Genomic DNA, 18,306 nt, shown 5'->3' with positions numbered 1-18,306 from the left:
TGCCAGCGCGCTGGTCTGGACAGGTGGCTCCAAGTGGCCGCTGGCACTAAGGTGCCACCAGGAGGGGGTGGCCATGGCGGAGGGCAAGGTGCTGTCGGTGCTGGGGCTGCCGACCGAGATGGAGCCGGTCTACCGCCGGATCCTCGCCGGGGCGGGACAGTCGGTCGACCAGGTCGCGGCCAGCATGCTCCTGTCCCCGGAGGCCCTGCTCGACCAGCTCGACCCGTTGATCGGGCTCGGGATCGTGTCCGTCGACGGCGGGGTCCTCGACGTGCTCGACCCCGCCACCGCGACCAGCCGGGCGCTGGCCGCCCAGGCCGCGGACCTGGGTGTCGCCGCACGCGAGCTGGCGCGCTTCGCCGAGGTGCTGCCGGCCCTGGCCGAGAGGCACCACCTCCAGTCGTCGGACGACCAGCTGATCGACGGGGACGTGTCGTCCACCGCCGACATCCCGGCCCTGATCGCCCAGTGGATCCGGGAGAAGCGGGGCGACGTCTGCTTCCTCAGGCCCGACCAGTGGCGGCTGCCCAGCGAGTCGGAGATGGCGGTGGCGGTCGGCAACGCGGTCCGCGAGAAGCGGCGGGTCCGGGCGATCTATCCAGCGCGGGCGATGTCGGAGGCGCCGCACATGCTGCGGATGCGCGCCGAGATCGGCGAGGAGGTCCGCGTCGTGCCGAGCGTCCTCACCCGGATGGTCATCGTCGGGCCGCGCCGCGCGATCGTGCCGGAGCCGTTGGGCACGGGTTCGAACCACCGCGTGGTCGTACGCCAGGCCGCGCTGGTCGGGATGCTGCAGGCCTACTTCGACGAGCTCTGGGAGACGGCGAGCCGCGTCGACGCCCGCGGCGACCGGCTCGCCGAGCGCGACCACCGCCGGCTGCTGCTGGCCGAGCTCGCCGACGGCGTCAAGGACGAGCAGATCGCGCGCAACCTCGACATCAGCCTCCGCACCGTCCGTCGGCGGGTCGCGGCCCTGATGTCGGAGCTGGGGGTGGACACCCGCTTCCAGGCCGGTGTGGAGGCCGTGCGGCGCGGCTGGCTGTGAGGGGTCGAGTGCGCAGCCCTGCGGCGACCACGACCGCGGGCGCACTCGACGCGAAGGCGGCAGGCGTCAGGGCAGGATCATCGAGTACGCCGCCGGCTCGAGGCGCCAGCTCCGGCTGCGCTCGGGCCCGGAGACCTCGCCGTCGGCCGACAGCCAGAACTCGTCGCCGCTCACCTTGACCGAGGTGCCGCGCAGGGTGACCACGTCGTCGCGCTGGTCGTGCTCGCCGCGACGGAGGTGCGCGACGTAGCCGAGCTTGGCGAGCGGCTTCACGGCGCGGCTGATCATGACGTCGAGCTTGCCGTCCTCGGGGTCGGCGTCGGGGTTGAGCTCGGTGCCGCCGCCGACGTTGCCACCGTTGCCGATCGCCACCATGAGCACGGGGCGGTTGACGTCGTTGACGACCTCGCCGTCGAGCTCGACGCGCAGGCGCCAGTTGGGCGGGTGGAAGGCCGACAGCGCGGCGCCGATCGGATAGCCGAGCTTGCCCAGGTTGACCTTGCCGACGCCGATCGCGCCGAGGCGGGTCTTCCAGGTGGCTCCCTTGCGGCTGGCCTGGGCGCCCGTGCCGACGTGCACGTTGTTGACCACGATGTTGCCGGTCTCGTCGACGAGCAGGTCGACCGGCCGCGCCTCGCCGGTCAGCACGAGCCGCGCGGCGTCCTCGATGTCGAGCGGGATGCCGTTGCCGCGGGCGAAGTCGTTGCCCGTGCCCATCGGCAGCAGGGCCAGCGTCGAGCCCTCGAGCTCGCGGCGCTTGTGCAGCGCGTTGACCACCGCGTGGATGCTGCCGTCGCCGCCGGCCACCACGACCGTACGACCGCCCGCGCGGTGCAGCACACCGTCGAGCTCTCCCGGGTTGGACGTCTTCGCGACCTCGACCGACGCGTCCTCGCGCAGGACGGCGAGCGCGGTATCGAGCCGTTCCTCGTCGGAGGTCCCGGCATCGGCATTGGTGATCACCAGCAGCGAGCGCACGGCCGGACACTAGCCCACCGCGCCACAGCCGCATCAGACCCCGAAGGCCACTGCTCGTCCGCGGAGGATCCGTCGACGTGGCCACCCCGTCGCGGTGCGGTAACGTGGCGCCGCAAGAGCCCCGGTGCCTTGTGCCGGGGTTCTTTCGCATTTCTGCACGGACCATTCTCCGACGTTGTGACTTGAGGAGGGCTGAGATGCCCGCGATCGTCGTGCTCGGCGCCCAGTGGGGCGACGAGGGCAAAGGCAAGGCCACGGACCTGTTGGCCACCACGGACCCGATCGACTTCGTGGTCCGCACCAGCGGTGGGCACAACGCCGGCCACACCATCGTCGTCAACGGCGAGAAGTACGCCACCCACCTGCTGCCCAGCGGGATCCTGACGCCGGGTGCCACCTCGGTCATCGCCAACGGCGTGGTCGTCTCGCCCGAGGCGCTCTTCCGCGAGCTCGACGGGCTCATCGAGCGTGGCGTCGAGGTGGCCGACCTCAAGGTCAGCGCCAACGCGCACGTGATCGCGAGCTACCACGCGACGATCGACAAGGTCACCGAGCGCTTCCTCGGCAAGAACCAGATCGGCACCACCGGACGCGGCATCGGCCCCGCCTACGCCGACAAGATCAACCGTGTCGGCGTACGCATCGCGGACCTCTTCGACGAGAAGATCCTCACCCAGAAGGTCGAGGCGGCCCTCGACGTCCGCAACCACCTGCTCACCAAGGTCTACAACCGCCGCGCGATCGAGGTCGAGGCGGTGGTCGAGGAGCTGCTGTCCTACGCCGACCGGCTGCGGCCCATGGTGTGCGACACCTCGCTGCTGCTCAACCAGGCGCTCGACGCCGGGCAGACCGTGCTCTTCGAGGGCGCCCAGGCGACCATGCTCGACGTCGACCACGGCACCTACCCGTTCGTCACCTCGTCCAACCCGGTGGCCGGCGGCGTCTGCGTCGGCGCCGGCGTGGGCCCCACCCGGATCGACCGGGTCATCGGCGTGATCAAGGCCTACACGACGCGCGTCGGCTCGGGCCCGTTCCCGACCGAGCTCTTCGACGAGGACGGCGTCCAGCTCCAGAAGCTCGGCGGCGAGATCGGCGTCTCGACCGGCCGCACCCGTCGTTGCGGCTGGTACGACGCGGTGGTGGCGCGCTACGCCAGCCGCGTCAACGGTCTCACCGAGTTCTTCCTCACCAAGCTCGACATCCTCGACGCGTGGGACCGGATCCCGGTCTGCGTGGCCTACGAGATCGACGGCCAGCGGGTCGAGGAGATGCCGATGACGCAGACCGAGTTCCACCACGCGAAGCCGGTCTACGAGTTCTTCGACGGCTGGAAGACAGACATCTCCGGCTGCCGCACGTTCGACGAGCTCCCCAAGAACGCCCAGCTCTACGTCCAGGCCCTCGAGGAGATGTCGGGCGCGAAGATCTGGGGCGTCGGCGTCGGCCCGGGGCGTGAGCAGACCGTGGTGGTCCACGGGTGAAGGCGCTCGTCGTCGGCACCGGAGGGCGTGAGCACGCCCTCGCGCTCGCGCTCATCCGCGACCCCGCGGTGACCGAGGTGCACGCCGCCCCCGGCAACCCGGGCATCGGCGCCGTGGCCACCCTGCACGACGTGGACCCCATGGACGGCCCGGCCGTCGCCGCGCTGGCGACGTCGATCGGGGCCGACCTCGTCGTCGTCGGGCCCGAGGCGCCGCTGGTCGCCGGGGTGTCGGACGCGGTGCGCGACGCCGGGATCGCGTGCTTCGGTCCGTCCCGCGACGCCGCCCGCCTCGAGGGCTCCAAGGCCTTCTCCAAGGAGGTCATGGCGACCGCCGGTGTGCCGACCGCGGGATCGCGCACGTGCACCGCGGCGGACGAGGCCGCCGCCGCGCTCGACGCCTTCGGGGTGCCGTACGTCGTCAAGGACGACGCGCTGGCGGCGGGCAAGGGCGTCGTCGTGACCAACGACCGCGACGAGGCGCTGGCCCACGCGGCCGGGTGCGAGCGGGTCGTCGTCGAGGAGTTCCTCGACGGTCCGGAGTTCTCGCTGTTCGTCGTGTGCGACGGCACCACCGGCGTCCCGCTGCTGCCGGCCCAGGACTTCAAACGCGTCTTCGACGGCGGCCGCGGCCCCAACACCGGCGGCATGGGGTCGTACGCCCCGCTGACCTGGCTGCCGTCCGGCACGGTCGACGCCGTGATGGCCGACGTGGTCGTCCCGACGCTGGCCGAGATGCGGCGCCGGGGCGCGCCGTTCGTCGGGTGCCTCTACGTCGGGCTGGCGCTGACGGCGGTCGGCCCGAAGGTGATCGAGTTCAACGTGCGCTTCGGCGACCCCGACATCCAGCCCGTCCTGGCCCTGCTGGACTCCCCGCTCGGCGTCATCCTCAAGGCGGCGGCAGACGGGGACCTGTCGACGGCTCCGGTCCCGGCGTTCGCCGACGGCGCGGCCGTCACGGTCGTGATGGCCAGCGCCGGCTATCCCGAGGGCTCCAGCAAGGGCGACGTCATCGTCGGCACCGAGACCCTGGCGAAGGAGTCGGACGTGGACGTCATCCACGCCGGCACCGCGCGGACCGATGCGGGACTGGTCACCGCGGGCGGCCGGGTGCTCGCGGTGCGCGCGATCGGCACGGACGTCGCCGACGCCCGCGCCAAGGCGTACGAGGGCATCTCGAGCATCAGCTTCCCGGGGGCCCAGTGGCGTCGCGACATCGCCGCCGAGCCGCTCGGCGTCATGGAGGGCGCGGCCGCGCTGGACTGACGCCTCACCTGGCTGTCAACTGGACAGTTGGTTGATAGGTTCCGGGCATGGCACAGCGCGACGCGGAGGCGACCCGCAGGCGCCTCCTCGAGGCGGCTGCCGCCGAGTTCGCCGAGCTCGGCATCGCGGGGGCGCGCGTGGACCGGATCGCAGCCGCGGCCCGCACCAACAAGGCGCAGATCTACCACTACTTCGGCAACAAGGACGGCCTGTTCGAGGCCGTCCTCGCCGGCCTCCTGCACGCCGTGGTCGAGACCGACCCGTTCGACGTCGACGACCTGCCGGAGTCGATGGGACGGATCTTCGACCAGTTCGAGGACGACCCGGCGCTCGCGCGGCTCGCGACCTGGTACCGCCTCGAGCGCTCCGCCGACGGCCCGCGCCACGCGGGGATCGTCGAGGCCAACGCCGGGAAGGTCGCGGCGATCCGCGCCGCCCAGCGCGCCGGCCGGGTCACCGACGCGTTCCCTGCCGACGTCCTGCTGGGCCTGCTGATCAGCGTGGCCACGACGTGGGTCTCGCTGCCCCCGGAGTACGCCCCCTCCGCCCGCAACGGCACCCGGCCCAGGCGCCGCGCGTCCGTCGTGGAGGCGGCGCGCCGGCTCGTCGCCCCGTGATGGGACAATCGGGGCCGTGACCGTCCCCAACGTCCTGGCCACCCGCTACGCCGGCGCCGACCTCGCCGAGATCTGGTCGCCCGAGCACAAGATCGTCCTCGAGCGGCAGCTCTGGGTCGCGGTGCTCAAGGCCCAGCGCGACCTCGGCATCGACGTGCCCGACGGCGTCGTCGAGGCCTACGAGTCGGTGATCGCCAAGGTCGACCTCGACTCCATCGCCGCCCGCGAGCGGGTCACCCGCCACGACGTGAAGGCGCGCATCGAGGAGTTCTCCGCCCTCGCCGGTCACGAGCACATCCACAAGGGCATGACCTCGCGCGACCTCACCGAGAACGTCGAGCAGCTGCAGGTACGCCGCTCGCTCGAGGTGGTGCGCGACCGCGCCGTCGCCGCGCTGGTCCGGCTGGGCCGGCTCGCGGCCGAGCACGAGGCGACCGTGATGGCCGGACGCTCCCACAACGTGGCCGCCCAGGCCACCACGCTCGGCAAGCGCTTCGCCACCGTCGCCGACGAGATGCTCATCTCGGTGCAGCGCATCGAGGAGCTGCTCGCGCGCTACCCGCTGCGGGGGATCAAGGGACCGATGGGCACCTCGCAGGACATGCTCGACCTGCTCGACGGCGACGCCGCCAAGCTCGACGACCTCGAGCAGCGCGTGGCCGCGCACCTCGGCTTCGAGCAGACCCTGACCAGCGTCGGCCAGGTCTACCCGCGCTCGCTGGACTTCGACGTCGTCGCGGCGCTGGTGCAGCTGGTCAGCGGCCCGTCCAACCTCGCGACGACCGTCCGGCTGATGGCCGGTCACGAGCTGGTCACCGAGGGCTTCAAGGAGGGGCAGGTCGGCTCCTCGGCGATGCCGCACAAGATGAACACCCGCTCCTGCGAGCGGGTCAACGGCCTCGCAGTGGTCCTCCGCGGCCACCTGTCGATGGTGAGCGAGCTCGCCGGCGACCAGTGGAACGAGGGCGACGTGTCCTGCTCCGTGGTCCGCAGGGTCGCGCTGCCCGACGCGTTCTTCGCCACCGACGGTCTCTTCCAGACCTTCCTCACCGTGCTCGACGAGTTCGGCGCCTTCCCCGCCGTGATCCAGCGCGAGCTCGACCGCTACCTGCCGTTCCTCACCACCACCAAGGTGCTGATGGCCGCGGTGCGCAACGGCGTGGGCCGCGAGGCCGCTCACGAGGCGATCAAGGAGGCCGCCGTCGGCACCGCGCTCGCGATGCGCGCCGGCCAGGCCGACAACGACGTCTTTGCCAAGCTCGCCGCCGACGAGCGGCTCGGCCTGACCCGCGACCAGATCGACGCGCTCGTCGCCGACCCGATCGAGTTCACCGGCGCTGCCGTCGCCCAGACCCGCGCGGTCGTCGCCCGGGTCGAGGCGCTGGCGGCCGCCCACCCCGGCGCAGCGGCGTACGTCCCGGGCGCGATCCTGTAGTCGGGCGAACCTCCCGGACATGTCTCCACTCGAGCGGCCATATGTGCGCTCGAGTGGGGATATGACGCGTCACCGGGCTGCCTGAGCGGACAGAAGTCCGCTCGAGTCGCCAAATGTCGGCGGTGGCGAGGGAGGGCGGAAGGCGGTCAGTCGCCGAGGCGCCAGGAGCGTACGGCGGCGGCGAGGGCGAGCGACAGCACGAGCAGGGCCGTGAGGAGGGCCGCCCGCGCGGCGACGGGGGCCGAGGCGACCGAGCCCACGGCCTGGTAGACCGTCATCAGCAGCGCGGCGCCGAAGGCCGAGCCGATCCGCTGGCCCGTCTGCAGCGCAGCGCCGGCGGCCCCGCCCATCCGGGGCGGCACCTCGGCGAGGCTGAGGGTGAAGTTGGGGGAGATCACGCCGCCGCCACCGATCCCGGCCAGGAACATCGCCGGCGCCAGGGTCCACCAGAGGGTGTCCGACGGCGCGGTCACGAGCCAGGCCGCCAGCGCCGTGCCGGTCATCATCACCGACAGCGCGACCAGCGTGACCCGGCGCCCGATCCGGCCGACGAGGCGACCCGCGAGGGGTGCGGTCGTGGCCGCGCCGAACGCGAACGGTGTCATGAGCAGCGCGGCCTGCAGCGGCGAGAAGCCGACGCCCTCCTGCAGGTGGACGGAGAGGACGAGGAAGATCCCGGTGAACCCGGTGAAGTAGAGCGCGCCGACCATGAGCCCGTTGGCATAGCCGGGCAGCCCGCGCAGCAGCGAGACGTCGAGGAGCGGCGGCCGGCCGCGGCGCACGGTCCGCACCTCCCAGCGCACGAAGGCCCACGCCAGGGGAGGGAAGGCCAGCAGCAGCACCAGCGGCAGCCCCGCCCCGCCCTCGAGGCTGATGAGGGGGTAGAGGACCGCGAGCACGGCCAGGCCCAGGAGCAGCGCGCCGGGCAGGTCGACGCGCGGGTCGCGCTCGCGCTCGTCCTCGGAGCCGGTGCCGACGTCGTTGTCCGGCACCATCCGCCGGATCAGGACGAGGGCGACGAGCCCGATCGGGACGTTGACGAGGAAGAGCGAGCGCCAACCGTCCTCCTCCCCGAGCAGGCCGATCAGCGCGCCCCCGATGAGCGGACCGGTGGCCGACGCGACGGCGACGGTGAAGCCGAACATCCCGAAGGCGCGCCCGCGCTCCTCGCCGCGGAAGAGCTGCTGGATCAGCCCGGAGTTCTGCGGCGTGAGCAGCCCCGCGCTGGCTCCCTGCGCCAGCCGCGCCAGCACGATGGTCACGGCGTCGGGGGCGAGCCCGACGGCCGCGCTGGAGACGACGAACCCGATGAGGCCGATGGTCATCAGCCGGCGCCGGCCGTGGGCGTCGCCGAGGCGCCCGCCCGCGACCAGCGTCACCCCGAAGGCGAGGGCATAGCCCGAGACCACCCATTGGATCGTCGCTGCACTCGTGTCGAGGCCGGCCCGGATCGACGGCACGGCCACGTTGACGATCGTGACGTCGAGCAGCGACATGAAGCCGATGACCAGCGACACCGCGAGCACCCGCCAGCGGCGCGGGTCGGGCTCGTACGCCGACGCGTCCGCGCGGGTGCGCGCGTGCTCGTCGGTCTGCTCGTCCTGGCTCATCGCCCACCAGCCTCGCACCCGAGGCATGATCGAGGCATGAAGGCTGTCCAGGCGCGGGTGAGCGGTCGGGTGCAGGGCGTCTCGTTCCGGTGGTACACCGAGGAGCAGGCGCGCCGGCTGGGCGTGACGGGCTGGGTGCGCAACGAGCCCGACGGCTCGGTGCTCGTGCACGCGGAGGGCGACGACGAGGCGGTCGACGCCCTGGTCGCGTGGTGCCGCACGGGGCCGTCGCTGGCCCGGGTCACCGACGTCGCCGTGCGCGCCGCGGCGCCGAGCGGCGCGAAGGGGTTCGAGACCCGCTACTGATACTGGAGTGATCTTGTCGACTATCGTGGTGGGATGACGACGGCCATGGCTGCCCCGCCCACCTACGACGACGTCGAGGTCGTGGTGCCCGCGCCCGGTCCGGGGCCGGGCAACTGGGCCGGCGCGGCGAGCGCGGTGCTGGTCGACGGGGTCTTCTGGCTCACCTGGCGCGTACGCCGCCCGCTGACCGACGGTCGCGGCGTGACCGTGGTCGTGGCCCGCTCGGACGACGGCGTGGCCTTCGAGCCGGTCGCCGAGGTGCACCGCGAGGCGTTCGGCGCGGAGTCCTTCGAGCGACCCGTGCTCGTCCCGCTGCACGAGGGCGGCTGGCGGCTCTACCTCTCCTGCGCGACGCCGGGCTCCAAGCACTGGTGGGTCGACAGCCTCACCGCGGACACGGTCGACGGCCTGCCCGGCGGCGTACGACGTCGCGTGCACGACGGCGACCGTCACACGGGCGTGAAGGACCCCGTCATCACGCTGACCGACGACGGCTACGAGATGTGGCTGTGCTGCCACCCGCTCGACGAGCCCGGCCACGAGGACCGGATGACCACGCGCCGACTCACCAGTGCCGACGGGCTCGACTGGCGCGACCACGGCGAGGTGCTCGCCGGCCGCGACGGGCACTGGGACGCGCGCGGGGCGCGGGTGAGCGCGGTGCTTCCCGACGGGACGGTGCTCTGCGACGGCCGCCCGGACGCCGAGTCCAACTGGTTCGAGACGACCGGGCTCGCCACGTGGGACGGCGAGGCGCTGACCCGCACCGCCCAGCCGCCGATCACCTCGCCGCACTCCGACGGCGCCTTCCGCTACGCCACGGCCGTGCCGCTCCCGGACGGCCGGGTGCGGTACTACGTCGAGGCCGCCCGCCCCGACGGGGCACACGACCTCGTCACCTGCGTGCGCTGAGCTCCGTGACCGTGGCGTTGCGTTGGGCGTAGGAGCCGCGGCTCTGGGGTGAGAGCCAGTCGCCGAAGTCCTGCCCGGTCAGCTCGCCGAGCAGCGCGATGTCGTCGGCGTACGTCTCGAGCAGTCGCTGGCGGCGGACCGAGTCGAGGTGCGGCCGGTGGGCGCGCCGCCCGTCACCGAGCAGGGCGAGCGAGAGCGGGTGGACCGCGCGCCAGACCTGCGGCGGGGCGAACTGCCCCAGCCTGGCCCCGCCGCGCACCACTGGTCCGAACACGCGGGGCCGCAGGCCCGGCGACACGAAGCCGCGCGCGTTGTCGTGCGGGATCGAGTCGACCAGGCCCTCACGGATGCCGAGGAAGCGGCTGACCCGGTCGACGGTGGCGCGCGGCTCGTCGACGAGGTCGCGGTAGCGGATGACGAGGATGCGCTCGGGCTCGACGTAGCGGTGCAGGTGCTGGAGCTGCTCGCCGTAGCGGCCGAGCTCGCGGTAGCGCCAGAACGGCGCCCAGCCCGCCCGGACGCGCTCGTCCTCGCGGCTGAAGGCGGAGACGAAGTCGGGCTCGGGCTCGAGGCCGTCGGACCACAGGTGCATCCAGTTGCTGTAGGCGCGGTCCACGGGGTCGCGGACGACGGCGACGAGACGAACCTCGGGGAGGTGCTCGGCGATCCGGCGGTGGGCGCCGCGGCTCCACAGGTAGAAGGGCGTGCTCTCGCCACGCGCCTGGTGCGCGGCCGCTGGCTCGAAGAGCGGGAAGTAGTGGTCGTCGCGCCAGATCCACTCCTGCTGCGAGTGCTTGTCGCCGGGGCCGCGCCAGGCCGGCGGGGGCGCGCCGTCGCAGAGCCAGTACTTCGGCTCCTTGGGGTCGGACACGAAGACGTCCGGGTGCTGCGCGAGCGCGGCGTGCAGGGCCGTCGTGCCGGCCTTGGGCGCGCCGATCACGAGGAAGTCGGGACGAGGTGCTCGGGCCATGCCTGCTCCAGGTGGTCTGGTCTCCTTTGTGGACCAGATTACTGGACAATGAGCAACTGCGGAATCAGTCCGCCAGCAGCCCCTGCCGTCGCGCCGTCGCCGCGGCCTCGGTGCGGTTGGCGGCGCCGAGCTTGGCGAGGATGTGCGAGACGTGGACGCTCGCGGTCTTGGGCGACATGAAGAGGCGCGTGCCGATCTGCCCGTTGGTCATGCCGTCGGCGACCAGCCTCAGCACCTCGACCTCGCGGTCGGTGAGCACGTCGTCCGTACGCCGCTCGCGCGAGGTGAGTCCGTACCTCTCGGTGAGCGCGTCGGCCCGCGCCAGCAACGGGACGGCCTGGAGCCGCTCAGCGATCTCGCGGCCGGCGACCAGGTGCTGGCGCGCCGTGCTCCGATCGCCGTGGATCGCCTCCTGCTCGGACAGCGACAGGTGGGTCCAGGCAGCGTCGGGGACGTGCCCGATCTGCTCCCACCCGTGCAGTGCCTCCCGCAGCCCGGCGCGCGCGTCGCGGCCGTGGAAGCGGTCGAGCTCTGCGGACAGTGCGACCGGCCAGACCTCTCCCAGGGGGCCGTAGCGGGGGAAGGAGGCGGTCACCCGCGCCACGGTCTCGACGTGGGCGAGGGCCTCGGCACGGTCGCTGCGTGGGCCGGTGAGCGCAGCGTCCGCCTCTGTCCGGGCCGCGAAGACCGCGGTGCTCGCCAGCTGGTCGGCATTGAAGAGGACGTGCGGGTCCGTCCATGCGGGCATCAGCACCGATCGCATCCCCCGCAGGTCGTCGTCGAGCGCCGCCGCCCGAGCCAGCACCTCGCGCACGAGAGCCTGCGGGGCACCGCCAGGAGCCGGGTCCGCGATGCGTGGCCACCAGCGGTCGACCTCCGCGTTCCCGCGTTGCATGAGGTCGAGGAGGTCGAGCCGGGCACTGCTGCTGCGCACGTCGTCGTCCCACCAGGGCGCGCCTTCCTCCAGGACCTCCCGAGCGCGGTCCCAGTGGCCGGTGAGCAGCCAGCTGAAGCAGGCGTTCTCCGTGAGGTGCTCCCAGGCCTCGACCGACAGGTGTGGACGGGGCAGCAGCGCAAAGCCGTGGTCGGCGGCCGCGCGTGCCTCCGCGTGCCGGCCCATGATCGCCTCGCACCACACGAGGTTGCCGACGCACCCCAACGCGCCCTGCCACGCCTCGTCCGGGTGGTCGGCGAGCGCGCGTCGGATGAGGTCCGCCCCGGCAGCCGGGTCGCCGCTGATCTGGGCCTGGTAGGAGCCCATCGCAGCGCACAGGAAGACGGCGCGCCGGGCCCCGAGCGACTGGGCGCCGTCGAGTGCCCGCGCGATGAGCTCGGTGCCCTTGCCGACCTCCGCAAGACGGCTTCCGGCCGCTGCCCACACGATGACGGACAGCACGTCGACCTGGCTGTCCTCGAACGCCTCGACCGCGGCGTGCACCGCGGCTTCCGGGAGGAGGTTCGCCTCGCCCTTCGCGTGCTCGTCCTCCGCGAAGAGCACCGCAGCGGCACGCTCGGCGGGTGACAGGCGGTCGACCGGGACGGCGTCCTTGAACTCCTCCCGCAAGGAACGTCTCGCCAGCGTGACACCGACCAGCCCACGACCCCACGCCTCCCGCAGCGTCATCCCCGCCACCTCCGCCGCGTCGTCGAGGGTCCCGAAGGCGCGCATCACCCGAGCCCACAGCACCGCCTCCTCGGCCGGCAGGCACACGCGCTCGGCGGCAGGCAGGGCGGCGACCGTGGCGGCGAGCGCACGGCGTACGTCGCGCGCCTGGTGCCAGTGCTCGGCGACCGCGAGCGCTGCCGGGTCGGCCGGGAGGACGCCCGGGTTGGCCTCCAGCACCTCCGCCCACCTCCGGTGCCACGCCCGACGGGCTCCCGGGCCGAGCTCCCGGTCGGTCGCCTCGCGGAGGAGTGCGTGCCGGAACCCGACCGCGTCGGTCTCGTGGTCGGTCCGCAGGATCCCGGCGTGCAGCGCCTCCGCCAACGCGGCGTCGAGCTCGACGGGCGTCACGTCGAGGACCTGCTCGAGCAGGCTGATGCGCAGGTGACCGTCGCCGACGGCGGCAGCCTCCACCAGCCGACGCGCCTCCGGCGCCAGCCCGCCGAGGCGACCGGACGCCACCGCCGCCACGGTGCTCAGCTCGGGGCGCCCGGCCGCGGCGACCAGCTCCTCCACCACGAAGGGGATGCCGTCGCTGAGCCGCTCGACCCTCGTCGCCACGTCGGCTGACGGCGTCGACCCGAGCAGGTCGCGCAGCTGGCGCTGGACGGCGGCTGCGCTCAGGCGGGACAGCGGCAGCACGTCGCACCCGGGCGTGCGGGCCAGCCCGGCGACGTACGACGTGAGCGCGGCCTCGGCGTCGAGGCTGCGCTCCGGGTCGTCCGTCCGGACCGTGGCCACCAGCAGCAGCCCCGACGGCAGCGTCCGCGCGGCCAGGCTGACGAGGTCTCGGGTCGCGGAGTCGGCCCAGTGCAGGTCCTCGACCACCCACACGACGAGCCGGGTGGAGGCCAGGCGCTCGAGCAGGTCGAGGAAGGCGGAGAGCAGCTGCACCCGCTCGACCGCCACCTGTGGTGCGGCGCCCGGGAGCAGCGGCGCCAGGGCGTCTCGCTCGGCGGGCAGCAGCACGTCGGCGCCCGCGACCCGGACCAGGTCGCGCAGGGTGTCGGCCACCACGCCGAACGGGATCTCGCCGGTGGACATGTCCACGCCGTGGCCGGTCAGCACCAGTGCGTCCTCGAGCGACCCGACGGCTTCCGCGACGAGTCGGCTCTTGCCGATGCCCGCCTCGCCGGTGACGAGCAGGCAACGGCTGGCACCCTGGCGCGCGCGCACGAGAGCTCCCGCGATCCGCTCGAGCTCGGCCACCCGGCCGACGAGGCTCCCGCCCATCTGCCGATGGTCGCAGGCGAGGAGGCCCGATGGCCACGACGAGTTCTGCGGCACGGGCCGCCGACATCAGGGAGCGCGACGTGGGCGGGATCTCGTCGTCCTCGGCTTCACTCCACGCACCGGTGCGCCCGACACTGGAGCCCATGAGCACCGCCCCCGTCACCGTGTCCGTCACCCGCCACGTCGACCCCTCGCAGACCACGCAGATGCTCGCCTGGATGCAGGCGGGCACGTCGATGGCGGAGAAGTTCGACGGGTTCCTCGGCTCGGGGTGGGTGCGCCCGGGCGTGGACTCGCCCGACTGGCACATGCTCTACCGCTTCGCCGACGCCGAGTCGCTCGCCGCCTGGGAGGCCTCCCCGCAGCGCGCGTGGTGGCTCGAGGCCGCGCAGGGCGACGTCGAGGAGAGCCGGCGCGAGCGGCGTACGGGCATCGAGGGCTGGTTCGACGAGCCGGCCTCGGTCGAGGCGCTCGCCGCCACCCCTGCCGCGCCGCCGCGCTGGAAGCAGATGGTCGTGATCTTCCTGGTGTTCCTGCCGCTGAGCCTCCTGGCGAACTTCATCGCCTCGCACACCATCGCGGACTGGCCGCTCGTGCCGCGCGTGGTGCTCGTGACCACGGTGATGACGCCGCTGATGACCTACGTCTTCCTGCCGTGGATCACGCGCCGGATGTCGTGGTGGTTGCACCGATAGGCTCGGCCTCGTGGCCGAGCTGAACATCCCCGCAGCCCCTGCGATCGAGGGCACCACCCACCTGCACTCCGGCAAGGTCCGTGACCTCTACCGGATCGACTCGGGCGAGCACGAGGGCCGGCTGCTGATGGTCGCCAGCGACCGCATCTCCGCCTACGACTTCGTCCTCGACTCCACCATCCCCGACAAGGGCGAGATCCTCACCCGGATGTCGCTGTGGTGGTTCGAGCAGCTCTCCGGCCTCGTCGGCAACCACGTCGTGTCGACCGACGTGCCGAAGTCCGTGGCCGGTCGCGCGGTCATCTGCGAGCGGCTCGACATGTTCCCGGTCGAGTGCGTGGCCCGCGGCTACCTCACCGGCTCGGGGCTCCTCGACTACCACCGCACCGGCGAGGTGTGCGGCATCCCGCTGCCCGCCGGCCTCCAGGACGGCAGCCGCCTGCCCGAGCCGATCTTCACGCCCGCCACCAAGGCCGAGCTCGGCGACCACGACGAGAACGTCGACTACGAGGCCGTGGTCGAGGCGGTGGGCGACGACGCCGCCGCCGAGCTGCGGATGCTGACCATGGAGGTCTACGCCAAGGCGCACGCGCTCGCCAAGGAGCGCGGCATCATCCTGGCCGACACCAAGCTCGAGTTCGGCCGCCGGCCGGACGGCACCACGATCCTCGCCGACGAGGTCCTCACCCCCGACTCGAGCAGGTTCTGGCCGGCCGCCGACTGGCAGCCGGGCCGCGCCCAGGCGTCGTACGACAAGCAGATCGTGCGGGACTGGCTCACCGGTGAGTCCGGGTGGGACCGCACCTCCGGCGACGCGCCGCCGCCGCTGCCCGAGGCGGTCGTCGCGCGCACCCGCGCCCGCTACGTCGAGGCGTTCGAGCTGCTGACCGGGGAGTCGTTCTGAGCGCCCGGAGGATCTCCGCCTCCGTCGAGCTCCCGGTCCCGGCGGAGGCCGCGTTCCGCTACCTGTGCGACCCGCGCAACCGACCCGAGTGGCAGCCCTCGCTCCGCTCGGTCGAGGTGCCGGCCGACGAGGAGCCGCACCTGGGTCAGACCTGGGTTGACACGACGGCGGTCGGCGTACGACCCCACATGGAGACCACCGCGCTGACGCCGTTCCGGGTCTGGGCAGAGCGCGGGCACTGGCGCGGCGTCACTGCGACCCTGGCGCTGCACTTCACCGACGTGGTCGGCGGCTGCCGGGTGCAGGCCGAGGGCGAGGTCAGCGGCAGCGGCGTCTGGGCCCTGCCAGCCGCGGCGGCCAGCCTGCTCGCGTCAGCCGCGGTCGCGGCCGACCTGCGCAAGGCCGGACGGATCCTCGCGGAGCGCGCTGCCGGCTGAGTAGGTTGTCGCCATGTCGAACCTCTCCTCGCTGCTCGAAGGCTCCGCCGAGGCCTACCCGGACCGTACGGCGGTCGTGCTGGGCGACACCAGGCTGACCTACGCCCAGGTCAACGCCGCGGCCAACCAGGTGGCCAACCTGCTCGTCTCGCGCGGCATCGAGCCGGGGGACAAGGTGGCGCTGAGCTGCCCGAACCTGCCGTACTTCCCGATCGTCTACTACGGCATCCTCAAGGCCGGCGCGACGGTCGTCCCGCTCAACGTTCTGCTCAAGGGGCGCGAGGTGGCCTACCACCTCGACGACTCCGACGCGAAGGCGTACTTCTGCTTCCAGGGCACGCCCGAGCTGCCGATCGGCGCCGAGGGGCACGCCGGCTTCGAGCAGGCCGACGGCTGCGAGCACTTCTTCGTGATCACCGCGGACCCGGCGGCGGAGTCGCCGATCGAGGGCACCCAGACGCTGGGTCAGGCGCTCAAGGGCCAGTCGCCGGTCTTCGAGAGCGTCGACGTCGACGGCGACGACACCGCGGTCATCCTCTACACCTCCGGCACCACCGGTCAGCCCAAGGGCGCCGAGCTGATGCACCGCAACATGATCTCCAACGCGCTCGCCAGCGACGCGCTCTTCGGCGCCAACCCCGACGACCCCGACACGCTGCTGTGCGTGCTGCCGCTCTTCCACTCCTTCGGCCAGACCGTGATCATGAACGCTGGCTTCGCCTTCGGCGGGACGGTCGTGCTGCTGCCGCGCTTCGAGGCGGGCCCGGCGCTGCAGCTGATGGACCAGGAGGGCGTGACCTTCTTCGCCGGCGTCCCGACGATGTACTGGGGGCTGCTCGGCGCGCTCGACGACTCCGGCGTCGACGTGCACAAGCTCGCCGAGCGGATGCGCGTCGCGGTGGCCGGCGGGTCCGCGCTGCCGGTCGAGGTGCACCACGAGTTCGAGCGCCGCTTCGGCGTGACGATCCTCGAGGGCTACGGCCTGTCCGAGACGTCGCCGGTCGCGAGCTTCTCGGTCTGGGGCGAGCCCGCGCGAGTCGGCTCGATCGGCAAGCCGATCCCCGGCGTGGAGATGAAGCTGATCAACCCCGAGCCCGGCGTCCGCGAGGACGTCGAGGACGCGGAGGACGTCATCGGTGAGATCGCGATCAAGGGCCCGAACGTCATGAAGGGCTACTACGGCCGGCCCGACGCCACCGAGGAGGCGATCGTCGACGGCTGGTTCCGCTCCGGCGACCTGGGCCGCAAGGACGCCGACGGCTGGTTCTACATCGTCGACCGGTCCAAGGACATGATCATCCGCGGCGGCTACAACGTCTATCCGCGTGAGATCGAGGAAGTCCTGCTGACCCACCCCGACGTGTCGCTCGCCGCCGTCATCGGCGTGCCGCACGAGAGCCACGGCGAGGAGATCAAGGCCGTCGTCATCCGCAAGGACGGCGCCACCGTCACCGAGGACGAGCTCGTCGCGTGGGCCAAGGACCAGATGGCGGGCTACAAGTACCCCCGCATCGTGCAGTTCGTCGACGCGCTGCCGATGACCGCGACGGGCAAGATCCTCAAGCGCGAGCTGGGCTGATGCGACCGCTCCTCGTCGCCCTCGGCGCCGTCATGGTGCTGGTGGGTGCGGTCTGGACGCTGCAGGGGCTCGGCTACCTCGAGGGGAGCCCGATGACCGACCAGAGCGTCTGGGCGATCCTCGGCCCGCTGCTCGCCGGCCTCGGGGTCGGGCTCGTCGTGGTCGTCGCCCGCCGGCGCGAGTGACGTGCGTCCTCGTGCGGCCGCGTCGCGATCCCCGGGTACCCGGGGATTCTTGCGGTTCCAGTGCGAAACTTCGGGGGTGAGGCTCCAGGTTCCCCGGGTACCCGGGGAAGCTGACGAAGGCCCCGGCTACGCGTGCGTCGCGGGCGTGATCCCGAGCCGCTCCTGCAGGGCGATCGCGTCGAACGGCGCGTGGGTGCGGGCGTCGTTGTCGAAGTAGACGACGACGTCGAGGCCGGCGGCGTCCCAGGCCCGGACCTTCTCGGCCCACCGGTCGAGCGCCCGGGGGCTGTAGCCGCTGGCGTAGAGCTCGGTGTCGCCGTGCAGCCGGACGTAGACCAGGTCGCTGGTCACGTCCTCGAACATCGGCCACTGGCCCGCGGAGTCGGCGACGACCATCCCGATGTCGTGCGCGCGGAGCAGCTCGCAGAACTCGGGTGTGCGGTAGGAGTCGTGCCGCACCTCCAGCGCGTGGCGCAGCGGCTGGTCGACGGGGGAGGTGGTGTCGGGTGGCTCCTTGAGCTTGGTCGGGTCGTGGTGCGCCTGGGCCAACGCCGCCGCCTCCGACGTACGACGTGGCAGCAGGTCGAAGAACGACGCGAGCCGCTCGGGGTGGAAGCCCAGCTGCGCGGGCAGCTGCCACAGCAGCGGCCCGAGGCGGTGCCCGAGGGTGAGGGGGCCCGAGGCGAAGAACGTGGCCAGCGGCGCCTCCACGTCGACGAGCTTGCGCATGTGGGTGATGTAGCGCGGACCCTTGAGGGCGAAGAGGTGGTCCTCGGGGACCTGCTCGGCCCAGGCCCGGTAGGTCGAGGGCCGCTGGAGCGCGTAGAAGGAGCCGTTGACCTCGATCGACGTGAGGCGCTGGGCGGCGTACTCCAGCTCGCGACGTTGGGGCAGGCCCGGCGGGTAGAAGACGCCGCGCCACCCGGCGTAGCGCCAGCCCGAGATGCCGACGCGGATCATGGCCCTGCGTACCCGCGCGGGTGTCCGCACA

General features: G+C 72.7%; 17 protein-coding genes. 12 read left to right on the top strand and 5 right to left on the bottom strand.

Annotated features, from left to right (window positions below):
* Positions 1 to 73: 73 nt before the first annotated feature.
* Positions 74 to 1,045, top strand: coding sequence for a LuxR C-terminal-related transcriptional regulator (locus ACS3YM_RS15530; protein WP_439937329.1), 972 nt, complete (start codon positions 74 to 76; stop codon positions 1,043 to 1,045).
* A gap of 66 nt (positions 1,046 to 1,111) precedes the next feature.
* Here ACS3YM_RS15530 and ACS3YM_RS15525 read toward each other — a convergent pair whose 3' ends face one another.
* Positions 1,112 to 2,023, bottom strand: coding sequence for a diacylglycerol/lipid kinase family protein (locus ACS3YM_RS15525; protein WP_439937328.1), 912 nt, complete (start codon positions 2,021 to 2,023; stop codon positions 1,112 to 1,114).
* 197 nt (positions 2,024 to 2,220) lie between these two features.
* Between ACS3YM_RS15525 and ACS3YM_RS15520 the strand changes: the two genes are divergently transcribed.
* The 4 genes from ACS3YM_RS15520 to purB are packed head-to-tail and all read left to right on the top strand — an operon-like array spanning position 2,221 to position 6,821.
* Complete coding sequence (locus ACS3YM_RS15520) at positions 2,221 to 3,504, top strand: adenylosuccinate synthase (protein ID WP_439937327.1); 1,284 nt, start codon at positions 2,221 to 2,223, stop codon at positions 3,502 to 3,504.
* The gene (gene purD / locus ACS3YM_RS15515; RefSeq protein ID WP_439937326.1) at positions 3,501 to 4,769 is read left to right on the top strand and encodes a phosphoribosylamine--glycine ligase; all 1,269 of its coding nucleotides are present in this window, start codon (positions 3,501 to 3,503) and stop codon (positions 4,767 to 4,769) included. The genes ACS3YM_RS15520 and purD overlap by 4 nt, the downstream gene beginning before the upstream one ends.
* Before the next feature lie 47 nt (positions 4,770 to 4,816).
* Positions 4,817 to 5,386, top strand: a complete 570-nt coding sequence (locus tag ACS3YM_RS15510) for a TetR family transcriptional regulator (protein ID WP_439937325.1) — start codon at positions 4,817 to 4,819, stop codon at positions 5,384 to 5,386.
* A 16-nt stretch (positions 5,387 to 5,402) separates the two neighbouring features.
* Positions 5,403 to 6,821, top strand: a complete 1,419-nt coding sequence (gene purB / locus ACS3YM_RS15505) for an adenylosuccinate lyase (protein WP_439937324.1) — start codon at positions 5,403 to 5,405, stop codon at positions 6,819 to 6,821.
* Between the two features lie 146 nt (positions 6,822 to 6,967).
* On the opposite strand, the gene ACS3YM_RS15500 is transcribed toward purB, so the two are convergent.
* Entirely contained in the window at positions 6,968 to 8,431 is a 1,464-nt protein-coding gene (locus tag ACS3YM_RS15500; protein ID WP_439937323.1) for an MFS transporter, read from the bottom strand.
* 36 nt (positions 8,432 to 8,467) lie between these two features.
* Here ACS3YM_RS15500 and ACS3YM_RS15495 point away from each other — a divergent pair, with 36 nt between their 5' ends.
* Both ACS3YM_RS15495 and ACS3YM_RS15490 read left to right on the top strand, forming a co-directional pair.
* Positions 8,468 to 8,737, top strand: a complete 270-nt coding sequence (locus ACS3YM_RS15495) for an acylphosphatase (protein WP_439937322.1) — start codon at positions 8,468 to 8,470, stop codon at positions 8,735 to 8,737.
* 33 nt (positions 8,738 to 8,770) lie between these two features.
* A complete protein-coding gene (locus tag ACS3YM_RS15490) occupies positions 8,771 to 9,649 on the top strand; it encodes a hypothetical protein (RefSeq protein ID WP_439937321.1) in 879 nt (292 codons plus the stop codon).
* Here the strand turns inward: ACS3YM_RS15490 and ACS3YM_RS15485 are convergent.
* On the bottom strand, positions 9,633 to 10,619 hold the full coding sequence (locus ACS3YM_RS15485) for a sulfotransferase family protein (RefSeq protein WP_439937320.1): 987 nt from the start codon (positions 10,617 to 10,619) through the stop codon (positions 9,633 to 9,635). The genes ACS3YM_RS15490 and ACS3YM_RS15485 overlap by 17 nt on opposite strands.
* Positions 10,620 to 10,683: 64 nt before the next feature.
* Complete coding sequence (locus ACS3YM_RS15480; RefSeq protein WP_439937319.1) at positions 10,684 to 13,515, bottom strand: helix-turn-helix transcriptional regulator; 2,832 nt, start codon at positions 13,513 to 13,515, stop codon at positions 10,684 to 10,686.
* Between the two features lie 143 nt (positions 13,516 to 13,658).
* Here ACS3YM_RS15480 and ACS3YM_RS15475 point away from each other — a divergent pair, with 143 nt between their 5' ends.
* The 5 genes from ACS3YM_RS15475 to ACS3YM_RS15455 are packed head-to-tail and all read left to right on the top strand — an operon-like array spanning position 13,659 to position 17,315.
* A complete protein-coding gene (locus ACS3YM_RS15475) occupies positions 13,659 to 14,210 on the top strand; it encodes an antibiotic biosynthesis monooxygenase (RefSeq protein ID WP_439937318.1) in 552 nt (183 codons plus the stop codon).
* A gap of 19 nt (positions 14,211 to 14,229) precedes the next feature.
* Positions 14,230 to 15,114, top strand: a complete 885-nt coding sequence (locus ACS3YM_RS15470; protein WP_439939907.1) for a phosphoribosylaminoimidazolesuccinocarboxamide synthase — start codon at positions 14,230 to 14,232, stop codon at positions 15,112 to 15,114.
* Entirely contained in the window at positions 15,003 to 15,551 is a 549-nt protein-coding gene (locus ACS3YM_RS15465) for an SRPBCC family protein (RefSeq protein ID WP_439937317.1), read from the top strand. Before ACS3YM_RS15470 ends, ACS3YM_RS15465 begins: the two co-directional genes overlap by 112 nt.
* Before the next feature lie 13 nt (positions 15,552 to 15,564).
* A complete protein-coding gene (locus ACS3YM_RS15460) occupies positions 15,565 to 17,130 on the top strand; it encodes a long-chain-fatty-acid--CoA ligase (RefSeq protein WP_439937316.1) in 1,566 nt (521 codons plus the stop codon).
* Entirely contained in the window at positions 17,130 to 17,315 is a 186-nt protein-coding gene (locus ACS3YM_RS15455; protein ID WP_439937315.1) for a hypothetical protein, read from the top strand. The genes ACS3YM_RS15460 and ACS3YM_RS15455 overlap by 1 nt, the downstream gene beginning before the upstream one ends.
* 126 nt (positions 17,316 to 17,441) lie before the next feature.
* Here ACS3YM_RS15455 and ACS3YM_RS15450 read toward each other — a convergent pair whose 3' ends face one another.
* The gene (locus ACS3YM_RS15450; RefSeq protein WP_439937314.1) at positions 17,442 to 18,275 is read right to left on the bottom strand and encodes a DUF72 domain-containing protein; all 834 of its coding nucleotides are present in this window, start codon (positions 18,273 to 18,275) and stop codon (positions 17,442 to 17,444) included.
* Between the last annotated feature and the right edge of the window lie 31 nt (positions 18,276 to 18,306).

The organism is Nocardioides sp. N13(2025), from assembly GCF_051912545.1.
Taxonomy (GTDB): domain Bacteria; phylum Actinomycetota; class Actinomycetes; order Propionibacteriales; family Nocardioidaceae; genus Nocardioides.
The sequence above is the reverse complement of the archived record's forward strand: the minus strand, read 5'-3'. Positions and strand labels throughout refer to the sequence as shown.

Coding starts and splice junctions, on each gene's coding strand:
- ACS3YM_RS15510 (WP_439937325.1), top strand. CDS start 4,817: ATGGCACAGCGCGACGCGGAGGCGACCCGCAGGCGCCTCCTCGAGGCG.
- ACS3YM_RS15495 (WP_439937322.1), top strand. CDS start 8,468: ATGAAGGCTGTCCAGGCGCGGGTGAGCGGTCGGGTGCAGGGCGTCTCG.
- ACS3YM_RS15485 (WP_439937320.1), bottom strand. CDS start 10,619: ATGGCCCGAGCACCTCGTCCCGACTTCCTCGTGATCGGCGCGCCCAAG.
- ACS3YM_RS15460 (WP_439937316.1), top strand. CDS start 15,565: ATGTCGAACCTCTCCTCGCTGCTCGAAGGCTCCGCCGAGGCCTACCCG.
- ACS3YM_RS15520 (WP_439937327.1), top strand. CDS start 2,221: ATGCCCGCGATCGTCGTGCTCGGCGCCCAGTGGGGCGACGAGGGCAAA.
- ACS3YM_RS15450 (WP_439937314.1), bottom strand. CDS start 18,275: ATGATCCGCGTCGGCATCTCGGGCTGGCGCTACGCCGGGTGGCGCGGC.
- ACS3YM_RS15500 (WP_439937323.1), bottom strand. CDS start 8,431: ATGAGCCAGGACGAGCAGACCGACGAGCACGCGCGCACCCGCGCGGAC.
- ACS3YM_RS15530 (WP_439937329.1), top strand. CDS start 74: ATGGCGGAGGGCAAGGTGCTGTCGGTGCTGGGGCTGCCGACCGAGATG.
- ACS3YM_RS15455 (WP_439937315.1), top strand. CDS start 17,130: ATGCGACCGCTCCTCGTCGCCCTCGGCGCCGTCATGGTGCTGGTGGGT.
- ACS3YM_RS15480 (WP_439937319.1), bottom strand. CDS start 13,515: ATGGGCGGGAGCCTCGTCGGCCGGGTGGCCGAGCTCGAGCGGATCGCG.
- ACS3YM_RS15475 (WP_439937318.1), top strand. CDS start 13,659: ATGAGCACCGCCCCCGTCACCGTGTCCGTCACCCGCCACGTCGACCCC.
- ACS3YM_RS15490 (WP_439937321.1), top strand. CDS start 8,771: ATGACGACGGCCATGGCTGCCCCGCCCACCTACGACGACGTCGAGGTC.